This window comes from Paraburkholderia antibiotica (genome assembly GCF_012927125.1).
GTDB lineage: Bacteria > Pseudomonadota > Gammaproteobacteria > Burkholderiales > Burkholderiaceae > Paraburkholderia > Paraburkholderia antibiotica.
In genome coordinates this window covers 115566-133770 of record NZ_JABBFZ010000019.1, presented here as the reverse complement: position 1 = coordinate 133770, position 18205 = coordinate 115566, and the positions used below count along the sequence as shown (strand labels likewise).

The 18205-nt window shown below is 61.2% G+C and carries 21 protein-coding genes; 11 read left to right on the top strand and 10 right to left on the bottom strand.

Going from position 1 to position 18205, the window contains the following annotated elements; all coding sequences use genetic code 11:
* The 9 genes from HHL14_RS25875 to HHL14_RS25835 all read left to right on the top strand — a co-directional run.
* A partial coding sequence (locus tag HHL14_RS25875; protein WP_206002511.1) for a hemagglutinin repeat-containing protein occupies nucleotides 1–2261 on the top strand: 2261 nt, incomplete at its 5' end.
* 1 nt (nucleotide 2262) lies between these two features.
* On the top strand, nucleotides 2263–2727 hold the full coding sequence (locus tag HHL14_RS25870) for a hypothetical protein (protein WP_169500430.1): 465 nt from the start codon (nucleotides 2263–2265) through the stop codon (nucleotides 2725–2727).
* A 159-nt stretch (nucleotides 2728–2886) separates the two neighbouring features.
* The gene (locus tag HHL14_RS25865; RefSeq protein ID WP_329601731.1) at nucleotides 2887–3201 is read left to right on the top strand and encodes a CdiA C-terminal domain-containing protein; all 315 of its coding nucleotides are present in this window, start codon (nucleotides 2887–2889) and stop codon (nucleotides 3199–3201) included.
* 2 nt (nucleotides 3202–3203) lie between these two features.
* On the top strand, nucleotides 3204–3467 hold the full coding sequence (locus HHL14_RS25860) for a hypothetical protein (protein WP_169500429.1): 264 nt from the start codon (nucleotides 3204–3206) through the stop codon (nucleotides 3465–3467).
* 113 nt (nucleotides 3468–3580) lie between these two features.
* Nucleotides 3581–4048, top strand: a complete 468-nt coding sequence (locus HHL14_RS25855; protein WP_230413192.1) for a hypothetical protein — start codon at nucleotides 3581–3583, stop codon at nucleotides 4046–4048.
* 18 nt (nucleotides 4049–4066) lie between these two features.
* The gene (locus tag HHL14_RS25850; protein WP_169500427.1) at nucleotides 4067–4216 is read left to right on the top strand and encodes a hypothetical protein; all 150 of its coding nucleotides are present in this window, start codon (nucleotides 4067–4069) and stop codon (nucleotides 4214–4216) included.
* 86 nt (nucleotides 4217–4302) lie between these two features.
* Nucleotides 4303–4920 carry a T6SS immunity protein Tdi1 domain-containing protein gene (locus HHL14_RS25845; RefSeq protein WP_169500426.1) on the top strand — a complete coding sequence of 206 codons (618 nt, stop codon included), beginning with the start codon at nucleotides 4303–4305 and terminating at the stop codon, nucleotides 4918–4920.
* 140 nt (nucleotides 4921–5060) lie between these two features.
* Nucleotides 5061–6803, top strand: a complete 1743-nt coding sequence (locus HHL14_RS25840; protein ID WP_169500425.1) for a ShlB/FhaC/HecB family hemolysin secretion/activation protein — start codon at nucleotides 5061–5063, stop codon at nucleotides 6801–6803.
* 207 nt (nucleotides 6804–7010) lie between these two features.
* The gene (locus tag HHL14_RS25835; protein ID WP_169500424.1) at nucleotides 7011–7673 is read left to right on the top strand and encodes a hypothetical protein; all 663 of its coding nucleotides are present in this window, start codon (nucleotides 7011–7013) and stop codon (nucleotides 7671–7673) included.
* Between the two features lie 374 nt (nucleotides 7674–8047).
* Here the strand turns inward: HHL14_RS25835 and HHL14_RS25830 are convergent, their stop codons facing one another.
* The 3 genes from HHL14_RS25830 to HHL14_RS25820 form a co-directional block, all read right to left on the bottom strand.
* Nucleotides 8048–8314: a DUF4148 domain-containing protein gene (locus HHL14_RS25830; protein ID WP_169500438.1), complete on the bottom strand. Its 267-nt coding sequence runs from the start codon at nucleotides 8312–8314 to the stop codon at nucleotides 8048–8050.
* 213 nt (nucleotides 8315–8527) lie between these two features.
* Nucleotides 8528–9472 carry a DUF2182 domain-containing protein gene (locus HHL14_RS25825; protein WP_169500423.1) on the bottom strand — a complete coding sequence of 315 codons (945 nt, stop codon included), beginning with the start codon at nucleotides 9470–9472 and terminating at the stop codon, nucleotides 8528–8530.
* Nucleotides 9472–10233: a DUF899 domain-containing protein gene (locus tag HHL14_RS25820; protein WP_169500422.1), complete on the bottom strand. Its 762-nt coding sequence runs from the start codon at nucleotides 10231–10233 to the stop codon at nucleotides 9472–9474. Before HHL14_RS25820 ends, HHL14_RS25825 begins: the two co-directional genes overlap by 1 nt.
* Nucleotides 10234–10401: 168 nt before the next feature.
* Between HHL14_RS25820 and HHL14_RS25815 the strand changes: the two genes are divergently transcribed.
* Both HHL14_RS25815 and HHL14_RS25810 read left to right on the top strand, forming a co-directional pair.
* Entirely contained in the window at nucleotides 10402–11661 is a 1260-nt protein-coding gene (locus HHL14_RS25815; RefSeq protein WP_169500421.1) for a helix-turn-helix domain-containing protein, read from the top strand.
* A gap of 14 nt (nucleotides 11662–11675) precedes the next feature.
* Nucleotides 11676–12350: a Vgb family protein gene (locus tag HHL14_RS25810; protein WP_169500420.1), complete on the top strand. Its 675-nt coding sequence runs from the start codon at nucleotides 11676–11678 to the stop codon at nucleotides 12348–12350.
* Nucleotides 12351–12449: 99 nt separating this feature from the next.
* Here the strand turns inward: HHL14_RS25810 and HHL14_RS25805 are convergent, their stop codons facing one another.
* From HHL14_RS25805 to HHL14_RS25775, 7 genes are read right to left on the bottom strand one after another with little or no spacing between them, the layout of a single operon-like run.
* Entirely contained in the window at nucleotides 12450–15545 is a 3096-nt protein-coding gene (locus HHL14_RS25805; RefSeq protein ID WP_169500419.1) for a complex I subunit 5 family protein, read from the bottom strand.
* Nucleotides 15539–15913, bottom strand: coding sequence for a sodium:proton antiporter (locus tag HHL14_RS25800; protein ID WP_169500418.1), 375 nt, complete (start codon nucleotides 15911–15913; stop codon nucleotides 15539–15541). Before HHL14_RS25800 ends, HHL14_RS25805 begins: the two co-directional genes overlap by 7 nt.
* A 29-nt stretch (nucleotides 15914–15942) precedes the next feature.
* The gene (locus HHL14_RS25795) at nucleotides 15943–16683 is read right to left on the bottom strand and encodes a Na(+)/H(+) antiporter subunit B (RefSeq protein ID WP_169500417.1); all 741 of its coding nucleotides are present in this window, start codon (nucleotides 16681–16683) and stop codon (nucleotides 15943–15945) included.
* Nucleotides 16680–17024 carry a monovalent cation/H(+) antiporter subunit G gene (gene mnhG / locus HHL14_RS25790; protein ID WP_169500416.1) on the bottom strand — a complete coding sequence of 115 codons (345 nt, stop codon included), beginning with the start codon at nucleotides 17022–17024 and terminating at the stop codon, nucleotides 16680–16682. The genes HHL14_RS25795 and mnhG overlap by 4 nt, the downstream gene beginning before the upstream one ends.
* Nucleotides 17025–17027: 3 nt before the next feature.
* Nucleotides 17028–17270, bottom strand: coding sequence for a hydrogenase subunit MbhD domain-containing protein (locus HHL14_RS25785; RefSeq protein WP_169500415.1), 243 nt, complete (start codon nucleotides 17268–17270; stop codon nucleotides 17028–17030).
* Nucleotides 17271–17273: 3 nt separating this feature from the next.
* Entirely contained in the window at nucleotides 17274–17522 is a 249-nt protein-coding gene (locus tag HHL14_RS25780) for a monovalent cation/H+ antiporter complex subunit F (RefSeq protein WP_230413191.1), read from the bottom strand.
* A 4-nt stretch (nucleotides 17523–17526) separates the two neighbouring features.
* Nucleotides 17527–18054, bottom strand: coding sequence for a Na+/H+ antiporter subunit E (locus tag HHL14_RS25775; protein WP_169500413.1), 528 nt, complete (start codon nucleotides 18052–18054; stop codon nucleotides 17527–17529).
* Nucleotides 18055–18205: the final 151 nt, after the last annotated feature.

The window sequence follows — 18205 nt, the reverse complement described above, 5'->3', positions numbered from 1 at the left end:
TCACGATCGGTCTGGCGGGTTCGGTCGGTGATGCGATCAACAACGCGTATTCGGAAAGCCAGGCGGCGAAGAATTCGGCTAGCACCGGCAACGACCGTGCGGCTGCGCTGCACAGTATTGCGGCGGCTGGCGATGTGGCCTTGACCGGCCTGACGTCTGCTGGCGTGACACCGGACGGCAAGCCGGATATCGGCATCAAGGTCAGCATCGGATCGAGCAAAAGCGAGAGCCAGTCGTCGGAAGATCAAACGATGCAACGCGGCTCCAGCGTGCAGGCAGGCGGCACGGCGGGATTCGTGGCGACGAACGGCGACCTGACTATCGCTGGGTCGAACGTAAGCGCGAACGATGTCATTCTGGCGGCGAAAAACCAGGTGAACGTCATCAACACGACGGACACGGATTCGACGCGTAGCTCGAACAGTTCCAGCAGCGCAAGCATCGGCGTGCAGTACACCTTGGGTGGCGGTTTTGGCGTCTCCGCCGCGATGGCGAACGCGCATGGCGACGCGAACAGCGACGCGTCGATCCAGAACGCTTCGCATGTGAACGGTGCGAACAGCGTCACGGTGATATCGGGAGGAGACACGAACATCATCGGCTCGCAGATCAATGGCAAGCAGATTGCGGCCGACGTGGGCGGCAACCTGAATATCGTGAGTGTGCAGGACGTGACGAACAGTGCTGCGCATCAGAGCAGCACAGGCGGCGGATTCACGATCAGCCAGGGTGGCGGCAGCGCCAGCTTCAGCGCGCAGAACGGCCATGCGGATTCGAACTACGCAGGCGTCAACGAACAGGCTGGGATCAATGCGGGTGATGGTGGATTTAACGTCAACGTCAAGGGCAACACGGACCTGACGGGCGGCGTGATATCGAGCACGGCAGACGCATCGAAGAACAGCCTGACGACCGGCACGCTCACGTTCAGTGACATCCAGAACCAGTCTCACTATGACGCGACCAGCAACGGCGTCAGCGCAGGCGTGGGTTTCGGCGGTAGCACCGGCAACGCGGCTGGCCCCGGTTCGGTGAGCGGCCATCCAGGCGTGTCGCCGATGATTTCGCAGAACGAAAGCGGCGACCAGAGCGCAACGACGCGCAGCGCGATCAGCGCGGGCACGATCAACGTGACGAACGGCGCCGACCAGACGCAGGACGTGGCGGGTCTCTCCCGCGATACGGCGAACACGAATGGAACGGTTGCGAAAACGCCGGACGTGAACGCCATCCTGTCGCAGCAGGCAGACACGATGCAGGCTGCCCAGGCGGCGGGTCAGGTGGTGTCGCAGGGTATCGGCGCATATGCGGATATGAAGCGCGACGACGCGGCGGCGGCCTACAAGGCTGCGTCCGAGAGCGGTGACAGCGAAGGCATGGCAGCGGCGGCGGCTGACTATAACAACTGGAAGGAAGGCGGCGATTCGCGGGCCGAGCTGCAAGTTGCGGGTGGTGCGCTGATTGGCGGGCTGGGTGGCGGTAGCGCGCTTAGCACAATTGGCGGTGCCGCTGGCGCGGGCGTGGCGTCGAAGATGGCGGGTTCACTGAACGACATCTCGAAGGGTGTAGCATCGGCAACGGGATCGGAGCTGATCGGCAATCTCGCGGCCAATATTGCAGCAGGCGTGGGCGGGGCGGTGGTGGGCGGTACGGCGGGCGCGGCGATGGCGTCGAACGTCCAGTTGTACAACCAGTCGATGGATGATGAACGTGCGTTGACGGGCGATCCTGGGAAGAAGTCGCCGTCGCTGTTCTCGCTGGCGCTGCAAGGCATTGCGAACGGCCTGAATGCGATCATTGGCATGGGCGGAGGCATGCCGCCTGGAGCGAGTCCGGGGGCGGTGCTGGTGGAATCGGCTGTGGCTCAGGCAGCCGGCGCTGGAATGTTGTCTGGTGGCTCGGTGGCGGGGTATGGGGCGGGTAATACGACGCTCAATAGTGGCAACGACGCAAACTCCGAAAGCGCGGGTGATAGTTCAGGGTCAAGCGGCAAGTCAAGAAACAAGCCGCCCGCTGCGCTGCCGGAAGCAGGTGGTCTGCCGCATACAATCATAGAGCGCCCCGGACCTGACGGACAGTACACCACGTACAACAGCGACGGGACTTCGCTGCAATATCGCGGATCTGGACAAGATCACGGGGGAATCCCACGTCCCAACGTTAAGGAAACAAGTGCAAATGTAGCGCCGGATGGAACAGTATTTGTGGGGAAAGGCGTGGTTCGACCTGCCACACCGAATGAAATCCCAAGGAGTAAGTGAAATGACTATTGAAAACTGGAAATACGACGATTTCGTCAAGGCAAACGGCGGAAAATTCTCGGCTTTAGACTTCATACATGCCGTCTCTGCAAAGGTCGCATTGCCTTGGGATTTTGTGCTCTGCATGGGTCATTTGTTTGCTCCACAAATGGCCATGTTCGATGGCGTTGTCGTGATCGTTGAATGGTTTGATGAAGAAAGATACCAGGAGTATCGAAGCACCGGAATGAATCCGGAGCAGGCTCAGGCATGGACAAACATGGTTGAGCTAACGGATATTTTTCAAGGGATTTCATTCGACAAGGCAAAAGAACTCGCACTGTTCATCGCAGCTTTGTGGAGTGAGAGAATCAGCCAAATTTTTCCTAACGAACCGACTAAAGCGAGTGTTATTTCGGATGAGAATTCGGACGAAGTCTTTGTCACAATTGGACGATTCCCTGACACACCGCGTACGTTGGGATGAGGTGCCGTTGACTGGGAATGATCGGGGTATGGGGGCGGTAATGCGATATTCAATAGTGGGAGCGATGGCGCGAAAGGCAATGTCAACGTTGAACCGGGGGCAACGCCTGATGCAAATGAGGTTCGTGCGGGGCAAGGGTTGGCGAATTCTGGATACGATGTGAGCCATCAGCCCACGGCAAATTCACAGGGAGTTCCCGGTGTCCGAACGGCGGATCTGTCGATAAATGGTGTTGGGCAGGTTGATGTTTATACGCCTGAAACCACGAATCCGACCGCTATCGCGCGAAGTATCGAAAAGAAGTTTGATCCAGGCAATGGGGTTCTTGTGCAAGCCAATCTATCGAATTCAGATATGTCTTCCATTGCAGCTCGAACATGGGGAAAGACAAACGGATCGAACTTCAATGTGCTGTTCTTCCAGGATTCTAGTGGGACAATCTATCGCTTTGACAGGCCGGTAGGAGGAAAATAGAAATGCCGAAGTTTGCGTGTCAATGTGGTTATGTTACTAATCTTTCTGTTACGAGCGATAGCGAGTGGGTACTTGTTCCTGAGAAAACGACGCAGGATATAGGTGAGGCTATGGATGAGGGAAAGGTGGTTGACGGTGAGTATTTTTACGAAATGCTTCGAGGAAAGGAAATCACGGTGTATCGCTGTCCTTCGTGTGGTCGGCTGCATTTAGAGGAGGCGGGCCGTAACAAGTTTGTTACGTACATTAAAGAGCCATCTGCTTGACAGGATGCACCGAACTCAGTGAACAAACTACTGACTGATCCGAGCTTTAATGCCGCAATTCAGAAGGGTCTTAACAAGTACTTGGGAGGTAAGTGATGAGGGCAAATTCGGAAATGAAGAAGATCATCGATGAATTGGAATTCGGAAAACCATTGATTCCATCTCTGAAGTCAATCGCAGATGCTGGTTTCGTGAAAAAGGACGAATGTTATCTGCTCGATTCTTTTGCGCGGAAATCCACAAATGCAAAACGCGCCGACTTCCAGGACTGCACAGGCTATGAGTGCTTTGTAAATTCGCTACACGTAGAAGACTATGAGAATGAAGAGCCACTTGCTCAGGGAATCTTGCTCGTAGACGAAGTATTTTGTGTGTGGAGGGCGTCCAATCCAACGCTTCACCTAACCGCGACCATTTCAGCAGACGAACTTACTGTCGTTGCCAGATTTCACGTCAAACGATGTGGCGAACAGTGGTTGAGCGACGACATCGAAGGCTATATTGATCCTGTCATGTCTATTGACTCCACTGAAGAAATAGCTTCCCGACTGATAAAGCGTGATCCTAAGTCTGAGCTTTGACATGCCGCCGATACTCTGATGGAGACGACGCTCAATGCCGGCAATTCGCTGACCGTTGCGTCGGGCCACGATATCAACGTCATTGGCAGCACGATCAACCTCGGCGAGATTCGAGATGTACTTGTTCGAATGAACGAGCTTCTGCAATCAAGTGGCTTGTGGGATTAAGCTCATATCGCTCAGGTCCAGTAGCAAATCAAGGGCCTTCCTGCGGGAACCCCCGTTAACAGCGTAACCATTCAAAATCGCTAGATATGTTCAATCGGTTCCTTAAGACCTTTACCGCGGACGGGCAATCCGCACAGACGAGTGGGGCGGTTTTTTCATCTTCTGATCCAATCGTACAGGACTTTTTTTCAAGGTTCGCGGGCACGTCGTTCAACAACGGCCTATATCGGGTACTCGTATGGAATGATGTGCAACGTTGGAATGCAGCTGTCGAGGATGCTTTTCCGGCTTTCAAGGGGGCGATTGTGCCGTTCGGGATCGACTGGCTCGGCAGAATCTTCGCGCTTGACTCGCGACGCGTGGTGAAAGGACGTCCCGCAGTATCGATCTTTGAGCCCGGTACGGGGCAGGTGCTTGAGGTGCCATGCGACATCGAATCGTTTCACGACGAGGAGCTCGTGGACTACAAGGACGCTTCGCTCGCCGAACTCTACTTTAACGAGTGGGTTCGACGGGGTGGTTCCGGGCCGTCGTATTCACAGTGCGTCGGCTATCAGCGTCCTCTTTTTCTCGGTGGAGTAGACACCGTCGAGAATCTAGAACTGATTGATCTCGACGTTTATTGGACCATCTCTGTTCAGCTTATCGCCAAGCTACGGAACGTACCGCCAGGTACCGGCGTAAATATCGCTAGGAAGCAGTAGGAGCGATCCACTTACACCCGCTACGGCTACGCAGCGTAACTTGACGCGGCGGGCGTCCTGCCACATAAAAAATTGAGGGGCGATTGCGTCTCCAAGCTCGATACTCCATCCAATCGGCGGGAGGCATAAATTAATCAGTAATGGAAAATAAAAAGATACTTACGGGGTTGCTTTTCATAGTTCTCGTCCCTCTGGCCGTTCACGCACAAACCCCGTCCGACGTAGCAGCGGCCGCACGCACGAACGCCGAACAGAACCAGCAGCTCCAGCAGCAACGCGACGCACAGCAGCGCGCGGCGACGGTCGCCGCGCCGGTTGTGCGCTCGGCAGCTCCCGTCGCAGGGGAATGGCCCGTGTTGCCCGTCGAGACACCGTGCTTCCGTATCGACTCGTTCGCGGTCGAGGTACCGGATACGCTGCCCGAGGCCGACCGCGTAAAGGGTGCGTCGGCGCTACCGATGGACCCGTTCGCGTTCCTTCATGACTGGCTGCGTCATTACGAGGGCCAATGCGTCGGCAAACAGGGCCTCGATCTGCTGACGAAGGGCCTGCAAGGCGAGATCCTGAGTCGCGGCTACATTACGACGCGGGTCCTCCTGCCGACGCAGGACCTCTCAAAGGGAACGCTTAAGTTCGCCCTCATACCGGGCGTTATCCGCAATCTGAAGTTTGCGGACGCCGATACTCGCGGCACCCTCAGAACCGCATTTCCTGCACGAGACGGGGACATGCTCCAGCTGCGCGACTTCGAGCAGGGTCTCGAACAGATGAAGCGCGTACCGAACCAGGACGCGACCATGCAGATTGTGCCCGGTACGTCGCCCGGCGAGAGCGATGTCGTCGTGACCGTCAAGCGTACAAAACCGTGGTCGCTCGTCGTCTCGGCAGACAACTCCGGTACCAACGAAACGGGGCGCTACATCGGTAACGTATCGCTTGGTCTGTATAACCTCCTCGGCCTGAATGACATTCTCTCGGCGGGATTCAACCAGGATTTGCAGTTCGGCAATCACGACCTCGGTACGCACGGCTGGAACGCCTCGTATGCGGTGCCGTGGGGTTACTGGACCGGCACGCTATACGGCTATACGAACACCTATTACCAGCAGGTCGCACAGGCCAGCCAGATTTTCGTCGCGAGCGGCAACGCGCAGACGGCGGGCTTCAAGCTTGAGCGGGTCATCCACCGCAGCCAGAACGACGTGTCCGGCGTCGAGTTCCAGCTTGTCAAGCGGTTCGGCGCGAGCTTTATCGAGGATACCGAAATACCTCAGCAGTACCGCGACAATACGTTCATCGAAGCGGGGCTGACCAACCGGCATTACTTTGGCGCGGCGCAGTTCGACGGCACGCTCGCCTACCGGCAGGGTATCGGCGGGCTAGGCGCCCAGCCTGATACGCTAGACGGACCGACCTACCGCTTCCACATGACAACGCTCGACGCGAACCTTTCGGTGCCGTTCAAGGTGGCAGGCCAATCGTTGCGTTACGTGGGAACCGTACACGGGCAGTTCACCAACGACGAACTGAACTATATCGACGACCTGACCATCGGTAGCCGCTATACGGTGCGCGGTTTCAGCGGCGAGACGATGCTCGCGGCGGAAAAAGGTTTCTACTGGCGCAATGAACTCCAGTATCTGCTTGGGGCTTCGGGACAGGTTCTCTACGCAGGCCTCGACTATGGCCACCTGTGGGGTCCGTCCGCGGCGAGTCTTGCAGGCACGCAACTAGCGGGTGCGGCCATCGGCCTGAAGGGTTCGGTGCCGTCGCGTCTCGGCACGTATAGCTATGACGTATTCGCCGGTACTCCTATCTATGCGCCGTCGGGCTTTCCTGCGTCGAGCGTGACGATTGGGTTCCAGGTGTCTGGGCAGTTTTGAGTAGTTAATGCCATCAACAGCGCAGACCAGCAGGGCCAGGCGCTGGCGAGCGGCAACAGCAACGAACGGCGCCGACCAGATGAAGCACGTGGCGGGTCTCTCCCGCGATACGGCGAACACGAATAGAGCGGTTGCGAAAACGCCGGACGTGAACGCCATCCTGTCGCAATCTGATGGATTTATATTTCGAGGACGGAGGAATTTTTTGTGAGTGAAGATAATTTCAATGCAGGGAAGAAAATAAGATTTCTGTTCTTCTCCACTTTGATTGGCTCTCTTCTAACGGCATGTGCAAGTCCAATTTCTGGTCTTGCCGCCAATGAAAAGATCAGTCCCGTCATAGTTTATATTGAATCGTGCAACTACGATTTGAATGGAACGCTGTCGAAATATGTTTCCGAAGCGGTCTATCCAAGCCTGGCCGCGCGACGCAGGCAAATGCCCGGATTGGTGGATCTTTGCAGGGAGACTATTTCTCATGTTGGAAGTGCTTTGGAGCGGTCGGAGATTACGACCGTTGTTAATACGGTAGATGATGCGATTCCTGCACAAACAGTCCGGGATCAAGCAGCCGCCAAAATTGGTGCGAAATACATTATTTTTGTCCGCAAGCCAGCGATTAATAATCTCATCCAAAATACGGGACCAACGATTTTGTACATTCCGTATGTCTATACGACAGTGGACGTCTACACGGTCGCATCTGAAAAGCCTGTAGGTTCCGGTCAGGTTGTATCCGGAAAATATGCTTCTGCTGAAAAGGGGGCGACGGTAGCCGCGCGAATAGCTAAAACGCTCAATGAGCGTTGTTCAAACAGACAATTGGGTTGTGGTGCCGATGGTGGAATCTTTCTTTACGGGCGCAAATGAGATGACGAAGCCGCATTGGGTCGCGGCTGAACAGAACTGCCTCTTACAGCAGCAAGCAGGGAGATGTCCCGCAACGTGAGGCGACCGTCCCTCTTACTAGCGGTTATCCGGGCGCGCTTCGAGGACGAAGCGTTGACATGACGCGATAGGCGTTGGCTTTCGCTGCCGCTAACGCATCGTTAGATGCAGGGTCGGCGAAACGCAAGCTTCGCTAACCGCCCACGCAAACCAAACCCCCAAACCAAACCCCCAAACGGAACTGGCCCGCCATCGCATTCAACCGCGATGGCGGGCCAGTAGGGGAAGCTGCCGGAGCACTAACGGCGAAGCGCTCCGGCAGGTACTGCTACAGCAACTTTTCCAGCTAGCGACGCTTATTCAGCAGCGTGGCCTTGCTGCGACGAACCGCTGGTCACGCCGCCCACTGCGCTGTTTTGCGCTGCGACGCGGGCTTCAGCAGCCTGGATGTTCGCCGGATATTCGTTCGGGTTCGAACGTGCCGGGTTGTAGCCGGCCTTTTCGATCTGGATCAGTTCTTCGCGGACTTGCGCGCGGGTCAGCGGCTGGTTCGATTGGGCGAACACAGCAACCGGAGCAGCAAGGGTAGCGGCGATAACGACGGCTTGAACGAGCGACTTCATGATGACTACCTCCAGATTTATCTTGTTTGGCTGCAAACTCACTTGTTTGCTGCAGTGATGACAGTCTAGGGGGAGACGAAACTAGGGTAAATACCTAATTTCCGAACTCACTGTTTCGAAAACTAAAACAATTTCGAGATGGGTCGGCCGATGAGCGTCAGATTCCGAAGGGATCGGGGCTGGCAAAGGACCAAAGGGACTGCCAAGGCTTTTCTAGGCTACTGACACAGCCCGCGCGATCAGCAGCAATCCGCCGCCGACGGCCATCCCCCCGCTTGCCCGCGCGATGCGCGCTCCGCCCGGAACGAGCCGCTCGGCGGTGATCGCGACTGTCACCGCGGCCATCATCCGCAAGTCCGTCATACCGACGACGACCAGCACCGCCGTGAGGCCGGCACATGAGCAGCAACAATCGATGCCGAGCCGCAGCCCATGCCGCCAGGCGCTTGCAGGGTCGGTGGCGACGTGAGTGGCGGGACCCGGCATCGTCCGGCAGTGGGTGAGATGACGGGCCTTCCACGCGCTGAATTGCATCGCACCGCCGACTACTACAACGAGACCGGCCGTCAGCGGAACGATCTGAGTGAACGCTTGCCATCGCCATTCAAGCTCCGCCAGCGCGGCGCCCAGCGCAAAGACGACCACGCCGAGCCCAGTCCATACAACCGCATACCCGCTGGCGACGAGCATCGTCAGTACGGCCAGGCGCCCGGCCTGCACCCGCGAGCCGATTGCCTCGCAATAGCGCAACAGCATCGCGGCCAGCGAAGGCAGCATCATCGCCGCCATCATCGCGATCCACATGCCGACGAACGATGCCGTCGCGCGAGCCCATGTCTTGCCGCATGTCGGCATCCACATCATCGAGATCGAGCCGCCGCCGGGCATCGGCAACTCGCCCATCGACACCATCGACGCATTCTGTGCGAACGTCGCCGCGACGCCGGCGGCGAATAGCACGAACAGCACAAGCAGCAGCGCGCAGACCCCGACGAACCCGAACCCGGAGCGCGCCGTGCGTTGCCGCACAGCCCGCTCCTCACCCGATGCACGAACAGCACGAACAGCACGAACAGCACGAACGACACGAACGGCCCCCACCACACGAACAACCCGACCAGCACCAACAACGCGACCAACTCGCACGAACGCGTCCATCACCGTTCGTACTCGTCGTGACGGCGCCACCAGATGCCGGTCTCGTTGCGTCCCTTCGGCGCGCGATCGAGCCACTGGTACATGCCCCACAGCCCATCGACGCCGCGCGCGTAGGTCGAATACGTGTGATAGACGACGCCGTCTTCGAGCACGAACGCGCTCATACCGGGACGGTCGCGCGCATAGGTGGCCGCGTCGGTGCCGCAGGTCGCCGCGAACTGCGCGACGGGCTCCGGGGTCGGCGTCGCGTCCATCGCGTGACCGTTGCGCGCGTAGTTGTACTCGATCTCGTGTTGGCGCTGCTGTTCTTCGGTGAACGCGACGTTGAAGTCGAAGTTGAAATCGCCACCCGCCGACGATGCCCACGGGAACCGCCAGCCCATCCGCAGTTTGTATTCCCGCAGCTTCGCGAGCGGCGCGCGCGATACCGCCATCAGCATCACGTCGTGATGCGCGAGATGCACCGCGAAGCCGTCGAAACCATCCGCGAGCGCCGAGCATGACGGGCAGCCCGCCTTGTAGTCGGGGCCGAACATGAAGTGGTAGACCAGCAGTTGCGAGCGCCCTTTGAACAGCTCGGCGAGCGACGCGCTGCCTTCTTCCGTGTCGAAGCGATAGGTCTTGTCGACTCGCACCCACGGCAAGTCCTGGCGTTGTCGCGCGAGTTCGTCGCCGCGTCGCGTGTGAGCTTTTTCCGCGTCGAGCAGCGCGCGTCGCGCATCGAGCCACTGTTCGCGCGTTCCGGTCGTATGCGTCGTCATTTCGGGTCCCTCCGTGAGTCGTGCCGTGCCGCGCGAGCCTGTGCCGCGACGGTATCGGTGACGGTTGATGGTCGTGCTAGATTAGTACCGGGCAACCAACGGGCGGGAGTGACAAGTGTGGCGGGATTCGCTTGATGCATCGACGCGCAACGCGCGTCCGCACGCGTGATGGACGCGTTGATCGCCACGGCGGCGCGCGCGCTCGCGGCCGGCGATCCGCTCGGCGCGCTCGACCGCGTCGCGTTGCGCGACGATGCGCCGGCGCTCGCCTTGCGCGGCATCGCGATGGCGCAGCTCGGCGATTTCGTACGCGCCAAGGCGCTGCTGCGCGACGCCGCGCGCGGCTTCGGCGCCAAGGAGGCGGTGGCGCGCGCGAGGTGCGTGGTCGCCGAAGCGGAGATTGCGCTGGCGTCGCGCGATCTCGCGTGGCCCGCCAAAGCGCTCGATGCCGCCACCGCGACGCTCGACGCGCACGGCGACCGCGTGAATGCCGCGCATGCGCGTTATCTGGCGGCGCGGCGTTTGCTGCTGATCGGCCGTATCGACGAAGCCGAGCGCAGACTCGCGGCGCTCGATCCCAGGCTGTTTCCGTCCGCGTTGCGGGCCGCGCATGAGTTGGTGGTCGCGGGTGTTGCGTTGCGGCGTCTGCGTAGTCGGGCCGCGCACGCGGCGCTTGCGCGGGCTGCACGCGCGGCGCGCGAGGCGGGCATTCCAGCGCTGCGCGCGGAAGTGGACAACGCGTTGCTGGCGTTGCGCAAACCGGCTGCACGGGTGATCGCGCGTGGCGAACAGCGGCTCGTGCTGCTCGACGAGGTCGAGAAGCTGCTTGCATCGAACGAGGCTGAGCAGCCGGCACATCCCATGCAGCCGACGCAGCGCACGCTGATCGTCGACGCCTGCCGCTACGCGATCCACGATGTGAACGCGACGGTGATGCTGGCGAGCCGTCCAGTGCTGTTCGCGCTGGCGCGCCTGCTGGCCGAAGCGTGGCCCGACGACGTGCCGCGCGACACGCTGATCGCGCGTACGTTTCGCGCGAAACGCGCCGACGAATCGCACCGCGCGCGCTTGCGCGTCGAGATCGGCCGCTTGCGCGCGGCACTCGGCACGCTCGCGGGCGTCGGCGCGACGCAGCGCGGTTTTGTGCTGGAGCCGCGTCACGCAGGCGAGGTCGTCGTGCTCGCGCCGCCCGTCGACGGCGAGCACGCGGCGGTGCTCGCGTTTCTGGCCGACGGCGAATCGTGGTCGAGTTCGGCGCTTGCGCTCGTGCTCGGCGCGAGCCAGCGCACCGTGCAGCGCGCGCTCGATTCGCTCGCGGCGGCCGGCAAGGTGCAGCCGGTGGGCGATGGCCGCGCGCGTCGCTGGATGACGCCGCCCGCCGCCGGATTCGCGACGGCTTTGTTACTCCCTGCTCCGTTTCATTCCTGATTAGGATGACCGTCATGAACCGATCAGCCGCCAGAATCGTCCGCATCTATGGTCCCTTTGCGGGCGTCGACAAAGTGCATGGGGTCAGCTACGACGGCCGCTACGTGTGGATCGCGACCGGCGAACGGCTCGACGCGCTCGATCCGGCGAGCGGCGCGACCTTGCGCTCGCTTGCGGTGGAGGCCGATGCGGGCACCGCCTTCGACGGCGAGCATCTGTTCCAGATCGCGCACGGCCGCATCCAGAAGATCGATCCGCAAAGCGGCCGCGTGCTCGCGACGATTCCCGCGCCCGGCAATGGCGGAGACTCGGGACTGACGTGGGCGGAGGGCTCGCTGTGGGTTGGTCAGTATCCCGAACGAAAGATTTACCAGATCGATCCCGACACCGGCGCGGTGTTGCGCACGATCGAATCCGATCGCTTCGTGACCGGTATCACGTGGGTCGACGGCGAGCTTTGGCACGGCACGTGGGAAGACGACGAGAGCGAGCTGAGGCATATCGATCCGCGCACCGGCGAGGTGCTGGAAAGCATCGAGATGCCGGCCGGCACGGGTGTCTCCGGGCTCGAATCGAATGGCGCGGAGTTGTTCTTCTGCGGCGGTGGCGGTAGCGGCCTCGTGCGGGCGGTGCAACGGCCTACCAAGCACGACAGCGCTGAATTACCGGTCGATTCCTCGAGCGAATGAGCGGACGCACACGCGGATGCATGAGCAAAACACCAGCCGCATGAACATAAGCGGCACAGTCGCCACGCAACGGCCACGTCATAGCCCGCTTTACTCGCTTTACTGCGTGCCCGCGGCGCTCAACCCGGTGCTCGCGAAATAGATCGCCAGAAAATACAGCAGCACATACAGCGCGTAAGTCTGCCCGTTGCCGGTATAGACGCGCCGTATCCGTGCCGCCGCAGCGAGCGCGAAGTGCGACGTGCCGCGCCAGAACGTCTGCGCGAACGGCGGCACTGTGCGGCTCAGCAGCGGCCGGTAGAAGTGGTAGAAGTCGGGCGCGTCCTTCGCATTGCCGCGCCGGCTGCGGTAGTACAGCACGCCGAGCCCGAATGCGATCGCGGCGACGAGCAGCACGACGATCACGACCGGCGTCGGATTCCAGAAGCCGTAAATGCTTTCGAGCGACATGCCGCCCCACACGAGCGTCGCCGCGAACTGCGGATTGATCGCGGCCGAAACCGGCTCGATCAGCAGCTTGGGGAAGAACGACAGGATCACGATGCCGAGCACCAGCAGGAACTGCGGTACCAGCAGCATGATCGGTGCTTCGCGCACCGGCGCCTGCTGTGGCGGACGCGGCTGGAGGAAGATGCCGTTGACGAAGCGCACCATATACAGAAAGCCCGCGCACGTCGCAATCAGTCCGCAGACCGCGAGCCCGTACCAGCCCTTGTCGGTCATCGCGCTCAGCAGCAGCCATTTGCCGCCGAAGCCCATCAGCGGCGGCAAGCCCGACATCGAGACGAGCGCGATCACGACCATCGCGAAAGTGAACGGCATCTCGCGCGCGAGGCCGCCGACGTCGGCGAAATTGCGTGTGCCGGTGCGCAGGATCACGCCGGCCAGCGCGAGAAACAGGATCCCTTTGACCAGCATGTGATTGGCGACCAGATACAGCGCGGTGACCCAGCCGAGATGGCTCATCAGGCCGATCGCCGTCACGATGTAGCCGATCTGGCTCATGCTCGACAACGCGAGCATCCGTTTGAAGTCGTTCTGCCGCAGCGCCATCAGTGCGCCGGACAGCGTGGTGAGCATGCCGATCCATGTCATCGCGTGCGCGAGTTCGAGGCCGACTTCGGAGCGGATCGTCAGATAGGTGCCGGTCAGGAGGCCAAACATCGCGACCTTGCTGACCACCGACGACAGCATCGCGGTCACGTCGTCTTCCGCCTCGGTGTACGCGCCCGGCAGCCACACGTGCACACCGATCGCGCCGGCCTTGATCAGGAAGCCGGTGGCCAGCAGCACGAACGCGCGGTTCGCCTCCGGTCCCGCGTGGATCAGCGCGGCGAGTTCGATGCTGCCGTCGATCGCCGCGACGTTCGCGAAACCCGCGAGCAGGAAGAACGCCGACAGCAGCGAAAACAGCAGGAAGGTCAGCACGTGCGGCCCCGCGCGGCGGCACTTGGCGATCAGGAAGCACGACGACAGCGTGATGATCTCCCAGCTATAGAAGAATTCGAGCGTCGTCGACGAACGCAGCAGCGCGGGAATCGACAGCGTCAGCACGACCAGCATCGGATAGAAGCCGGTGCGCACGTCATCGCGGTACAGGCTCGCGGCGGCGATCGCGAGGCTGCCGGTCAGCAGCAGCCAGCTAAAGAGTCCGGCGATGCCGGTCGTGTCTTCGGCGAGCAGGCTGCCGATCAGCGCGATCGCGAGCAGCGCGAGCACGCCCTTCACGCGTCCGGGCAGACGATCGGCTGCGTAGAACAGCGCGCCCGCCGCGAGCGGCGAGAAGAGCCACACGGACGCGACACCGGAGAGCGCGGCCGCCACATAGGCCGCGGCGATCAGCAGCAATGCCACGCCGACGAGCGGCAGCAGCGCGACGAAGTCGGGGCGGACTTGCGTTTCATCGTCGGCGGGACGCAGCGCGCGCACGAACCAGCGGAACATGTAGCCCGCTTCGAGCAGCGAGCCGGTCAGGATCAGCACGATCCAGTACGGCTTGCCGGCGGCGGTCAGTCGCATCACCAGTTCCCACTTCGCCCAGAAGCCGGGGAAGGGCGGCAGCCCGGCGATCGCGACCATAAAGAGCCCGAGCAGGCCGATCAGCAACGGGTTGTGCGAGAGGATCGCGCGCGGCTCGACGCTGTAACGCCGCACCACGCCGGCCAGCCAGAACAGCCCCGCTTTCGCGAACAGATGGTTGACGAAAAGGCCGCCAATCACGAGTGGAATCGCGGTGTCCGCGCCGATCTGGCGCAGCAGCGCGACCGACAGCATCAGCAACGCCATCTGCCCGATCGACGAATAGCCGAGCACACGCTGCGGCTTCGATTGCTTCAGCGCCAGCAGATTCGAGAACAGGAAGGTCACGCCGCCCGACACGGCGAGCAGCGTCAGTTGAGCGTCGAAGAGCGGTAGCAGCTTCAGCAGCGCGAAAAACACGCCGGCCGATACGCCGACCGACACCATCGCGGCGACCCCGCTCGGCGCGGTCTCGTAGACGTCGAGTCCCCAGCCGTTGGCGGGGAACGGCTTCAGTTCGATCACGAGGCTCGCGAAGACCAGCAGCACCGCGGTGGTACCGATCGGGCCGCCGAGCTGGTCGCGTACCGACAATAGTTCGTCGATGTTCAGCGTGCCGCTCACGTAATAGAGCAGCACCGCGCCGAGCAGGAACAGGGTCGACGCGATCACCGTCGCGATGATGTACTTGAACGCGGCAGCCAGCGCGGCCGGTGTGCGGTCGAGCCCGAACAGCCCGTACGTGGCGATCGACACGATCTCGAGAAACACGAACAGGTTGAACAGGTCGCGGGTCATCACCATGCCGTCGATGCCCATCACGAGGATCAGATATAGCAGCAGCGCCGCGTAGTTGCCGCGCAGGCGTTCCCACAGATGCAGCGCGCCGAGCAGTGCGACCACGTTCACGCAGAACGTGAAAAAGCCTTCCCACAGGCCGAAGCGCAGGTTGATCGAGACGGGCGGCAACGCGCCGGCGGTGAGTATCTCGATCGTGTCGCCACCGTCGATCAGGCCGTAGAACGACACGCCGGAGACCAGCACGATGCCACACAGCGCGACGAAAAAGCCGAGCGTGAGCCACGGTTTGCCGAGCCGGTACAGCAGCGGAATGACGAAGCCGCCGCCGAGCCCGAGAATGAAGATGGCGAGTGGATGAAAGAGCGCGGTTACCATTTCGACTCGGTGAAGGCGTCGATGGAAAGCGTCTTTTTAGCGGCGTAAAGACGGATCGCGAACGACAGCATGATCGCGGTGACCGACAGCCCGATCACGATCGCGGTGACGACGAGCGCGGACGGGATCGGATCGATCGCGTGATGCGCGGCGGCGCTTTTGCTGAGCGCGGCATCGACGATCGGCGCGGTGCCGCCGGTGATGTAGCCGGTCGCGACCATCACGATGTGCAGCCCCGTGTCGACCACCGCAAAGCCGATGATGATGCGCAAGATGTTGCGGTGGGTCAGCATCCCCCACAGACCGATCAACGCGAGGCAGAAGCCGGTGATCAGCAGGATCGTCGAAACCGGAAGGCCTGTGCTCATGCGTTGTTCTCCGATCCCATGCAGGCGGTTCAGCTTCTGAACCGGTCGATGATGACGCTCAGTTCCGCGCCGACCTTGATGCCGAGCAGCGCGGAAATCAGCGGAATGGCGCCGGCGCTGAAGAACGCGCCGAACTCGCCGCGCGGCAGGAAGCGCGGATCGAGAAAGCCGCCCGCGAGCGCGAGGCCGAGCAGGCCGATGCACACGTAGATCACGCCGGCCAGCGACTCGACGACGCTCAGCAGCGCGACGTTCAGCGTCGAGCGAGGCCGCGCGAGCAGCATCAGCATCACGCCGGACGCGACGATCGCGCCGCCCTGGAAGCCGCCGCCGGCCGACAGGTGGCCGTTGACGATCACGTATGCGCCGAAGGTGAAGATCATCGGCAGCAGCACCTGTTTGCCTGTCTGCACGATTTCGCCGGCCGCGCGGCGCGTGGGTGCGGCTTCGCCTGCGTCTGCTGCGTCGGTTTTGTCGATCTTGTCGGCTTCGTTAGCCACGTTCGCCGCGTTGCTTTCCTCCTTGAGCAGTACGCCGACGCTCGCCGCGACCATGAACAGCACCGCGACTTCGCCGAGCGTGTCGAAGCCGCGATAGGTGATCAGGATGCCGGTCACGATGTTCGGCGCGCCGAGTTCGAACGGCCCTCGGGTCACGTAGTATTCGGCGAGCGGCCGCAGCGCCTCCAACTGCGCATAACCGCCGACGAGCCGCCAGAACACCACCGCGAACAGTAGCACCGTCAGCAGGGCGGCCGCGCGACGCATCATGATTTCGCCTCTCGCGTGGAGGGTTCGTCTTCGTCGGCGAGCGCGTCGACGACGGTGGAGGACGTCATCGGCGTGCGGATCAGCCAGGCCGCGCGCGACAACGCATGCGACGAAACCGGGTTGGTCACCAGCACGAAATAGATCAGCAGGATCAGCCGGAACGTCCAGCTCGGGTGATAGAACGCAAGGCCGACGAGCACCAGCATATTGCCGAGCGTCGACGCCTTGGTCCCGGCCTGGATGCGCGTGTAGGCATCCGGCATGCGCAGCAGGCCGAGGCCGGCGGAGAACAGAAAGACCGCGCCCACCAGGATGAATACGCTGCCGATCAGCTCGAACATGCGCTAACCCTTCTGATAGCCGGTTTTACGGATCGCGTACAGAAAGATGAAGGTCGCGAGTCCCGAACCGATCGCGGCCTCCGCCATTGCGACGTCGGGCGCGGCGAGCAGCAGGAACGCGACCGCGGCGAACAGGCTCGCGAGTCCGGAGCTCACCATCGCGGCCATCAGGTTCTTCAGGAACACGGCCAGCACGCCGCTCACGAGGATGCTGGCGCACATCAGCAGCAGGAGCAGTTCGAGCATCGCTCACAACCCCCTTTCGAGAAAGCGCGCAACCGCGAGCACCGCGAGAAAGCTAAGCAGTCCGTAGACCAGCGCGACGTCGATATAGACGAAGCGGCCGGAGATCTGCGCGTACAGCGCGATCAGCGACAGCGAGATGACCGTCAGCATGTCGATCGCGACGATGCGGTCGACGAGCGTCTTGCCGATCACGAGCCGGATTACGCCGAACAGGATCGCGAAGAAGATCAGCGCGGCGGCTATCCGGAGCATGACCTCAGCCAAAGATTTTCTCCAGATGCTTTTCGAACGGCGTGACGAGTGCCTGCGTGGCTTCGTCGATATCGGTGGTCTTGACGTCGAGCCAGTGAATGAACAGCACGTCGTCGCGAATGTCCATCACGAGCGAGCCGGGCGTGAGCGCAATCGAATTGGCGAGCGCGAGGCGGCCGAGCGGCGATTGGAGGCGAGTGCGCACCTTGATGATGCCGGGCTTGATGTCGATATGCGGCGAGTACACGTACGCCATCATGTTCAGATTGGCGCGCGCGAGTTCGACGACGAAGGTGGCGCTATAGGCGACGAAATGATAAAGCGCGCGCGGTGTTAGACGCAGGCGCTGCCAGGCCTCGCTGGACGACACGAAGATATGGGCGATGACGAAGGTGATGACGAGACCGACCAGCGCGGGTTCGATGGCAAGCGATGCGTTGGCGATCATCCAGATGACGAACAGGACGACCCAGAGGCCGAACAACCCTCGAGGAACCAACGACGACACCGGTTTTCCGTTGTTCGAAGCCACGTCATCAGTTCCTGAAAGAGGCCTTGGCGAAAATTCTAAGTGACAATTTAAGGCAAATCAACCGGCGGGCGGTGGTTCATTGATGGTCACGAAAAAGATTTAAATGCGTCGTCGAATAAGCTTGCCGGATAGAAAGAAAACCGTGTGAATA

Bases quoted from the DNA above. Each gene is read 5' to 3' on its own strand.
- HHL14_RS25870 (WP_169500430.1), top strand. From the start codon at position 2,263: ATGACTATTGAAAACTGGAAATACGACGATTTCGTCAAGGCAAACGGC.
- HHL14_RS25860 (WP_169500429.1), top strand. From the start codon at position 3,204: ATGCCGAAGTTTGCGTGTCAATGTGGTTATGTTACTAATCTTTCTGTT.
- HHL14_RS25855 (WP_230413192.1), top strand. From the start codon at position 3,581: ATGAAGAAGATCATCGATGAATTGGAATTCGGAAAACCATTGATTCCA.
- HHL14_RS25850 (WP_169500427.1), top strand. From the start codon at position 4,067: ATGGAGACGACGCTCAATGCCGGCAATTCGCTGACCGTTGCGTCGGGC.
- HHL14_RS25845 (WP_169500426.1), top strand. From the start codon at position 4,303: ATGTTCAATCGGTTCCTTAAGACCTTTACCGCGGACGGGCAATCCGCA.
- HHL14_RS25840 (WP_169500425.1), top strand. From the start codon at position 5,061: ATGGAAAATAAAAAGATACTTACGGGGTTGCTTTTCATAGTTCTCGTC.
- HHL14_RS25830 (WP_169500438.1), bottom strand. From the start codon at position 8,314: ATGAAGTCGCTCGTTCAAGCCGTCGTTATCGCCGCTACCCTTGCTGCT.
- HHL14_RS25825 (WP_169500423.1), bottom strand. From the start codon at position 9,472: ATGGACGCGTTCGTGCGAGTTGGTCGCGTTGTTGGTGCTGGTCGGGTT.
- HHL14_RS25820 (WP_169500422.1), bottom strand. From the start codon at position 10,233: ATGACGACGCATACGACCGGAACGCGCGAACAGTGGCTCGATGCGCGA.
- HHL14_RS25815 (WP_169500421.1), top strand. From the start codon at position 10,402: ATGGACGCGTTGATCGCCACGGCGGCGCGCGCGCTCGCGGCCGGCGAT.
- HHL14_RS25810 (WP_169500420.1), top strand. From the start codon at position 11,676: ATGAACCGATCAGCCGCCAGAATCGTCCGCATCTATGGTCCCTTTGCG.
- HHL14_RS25805 (WP_169500419.1), bottom strand. From the start codon at position 15,545: ATGGTAACCGCGCTCTTTCATCCACTCGCCATCTTCATTCTCGGGCTC.
- HHL14_RS25800 (WP_169500418.1), bottom strand. From the start codon at position 15,913: ATGAGCACAGGCCTTCCGGTTTCGACGATCCTGCTGATCACCGGCTTC.
- HHL14_RS25795 (WP_169500417.1), bottom strand. From the start codon at position 16,683: ATGATGCGTCGCGCGGCCGCCCTGCTGACGGTGCTACTGTTCGCGGTG.
- mnhG (WP_169500416.1), bottom strand. From the start codon at position 17,024: ATGTTCGAGCTGATCGGCAGCGTATTCATCCTGGTGGGCGCGGTCTTT.
- HHL14_RS25785 (WP_169500415.1), bottom strand. From the start codon at position 17,270: ATGCTCGAACTGCTCCTGCTGCTGATGTGCGCCAGCATCCTCGTGAGC.
- HHL14_RS25780 (WP_230413191.1), bottom strand. From the start codon at position 17,522: ATGCTCCGGATAGCCGCCGCGCTGATCTTCTTCGCGATCCTGTTCGGC.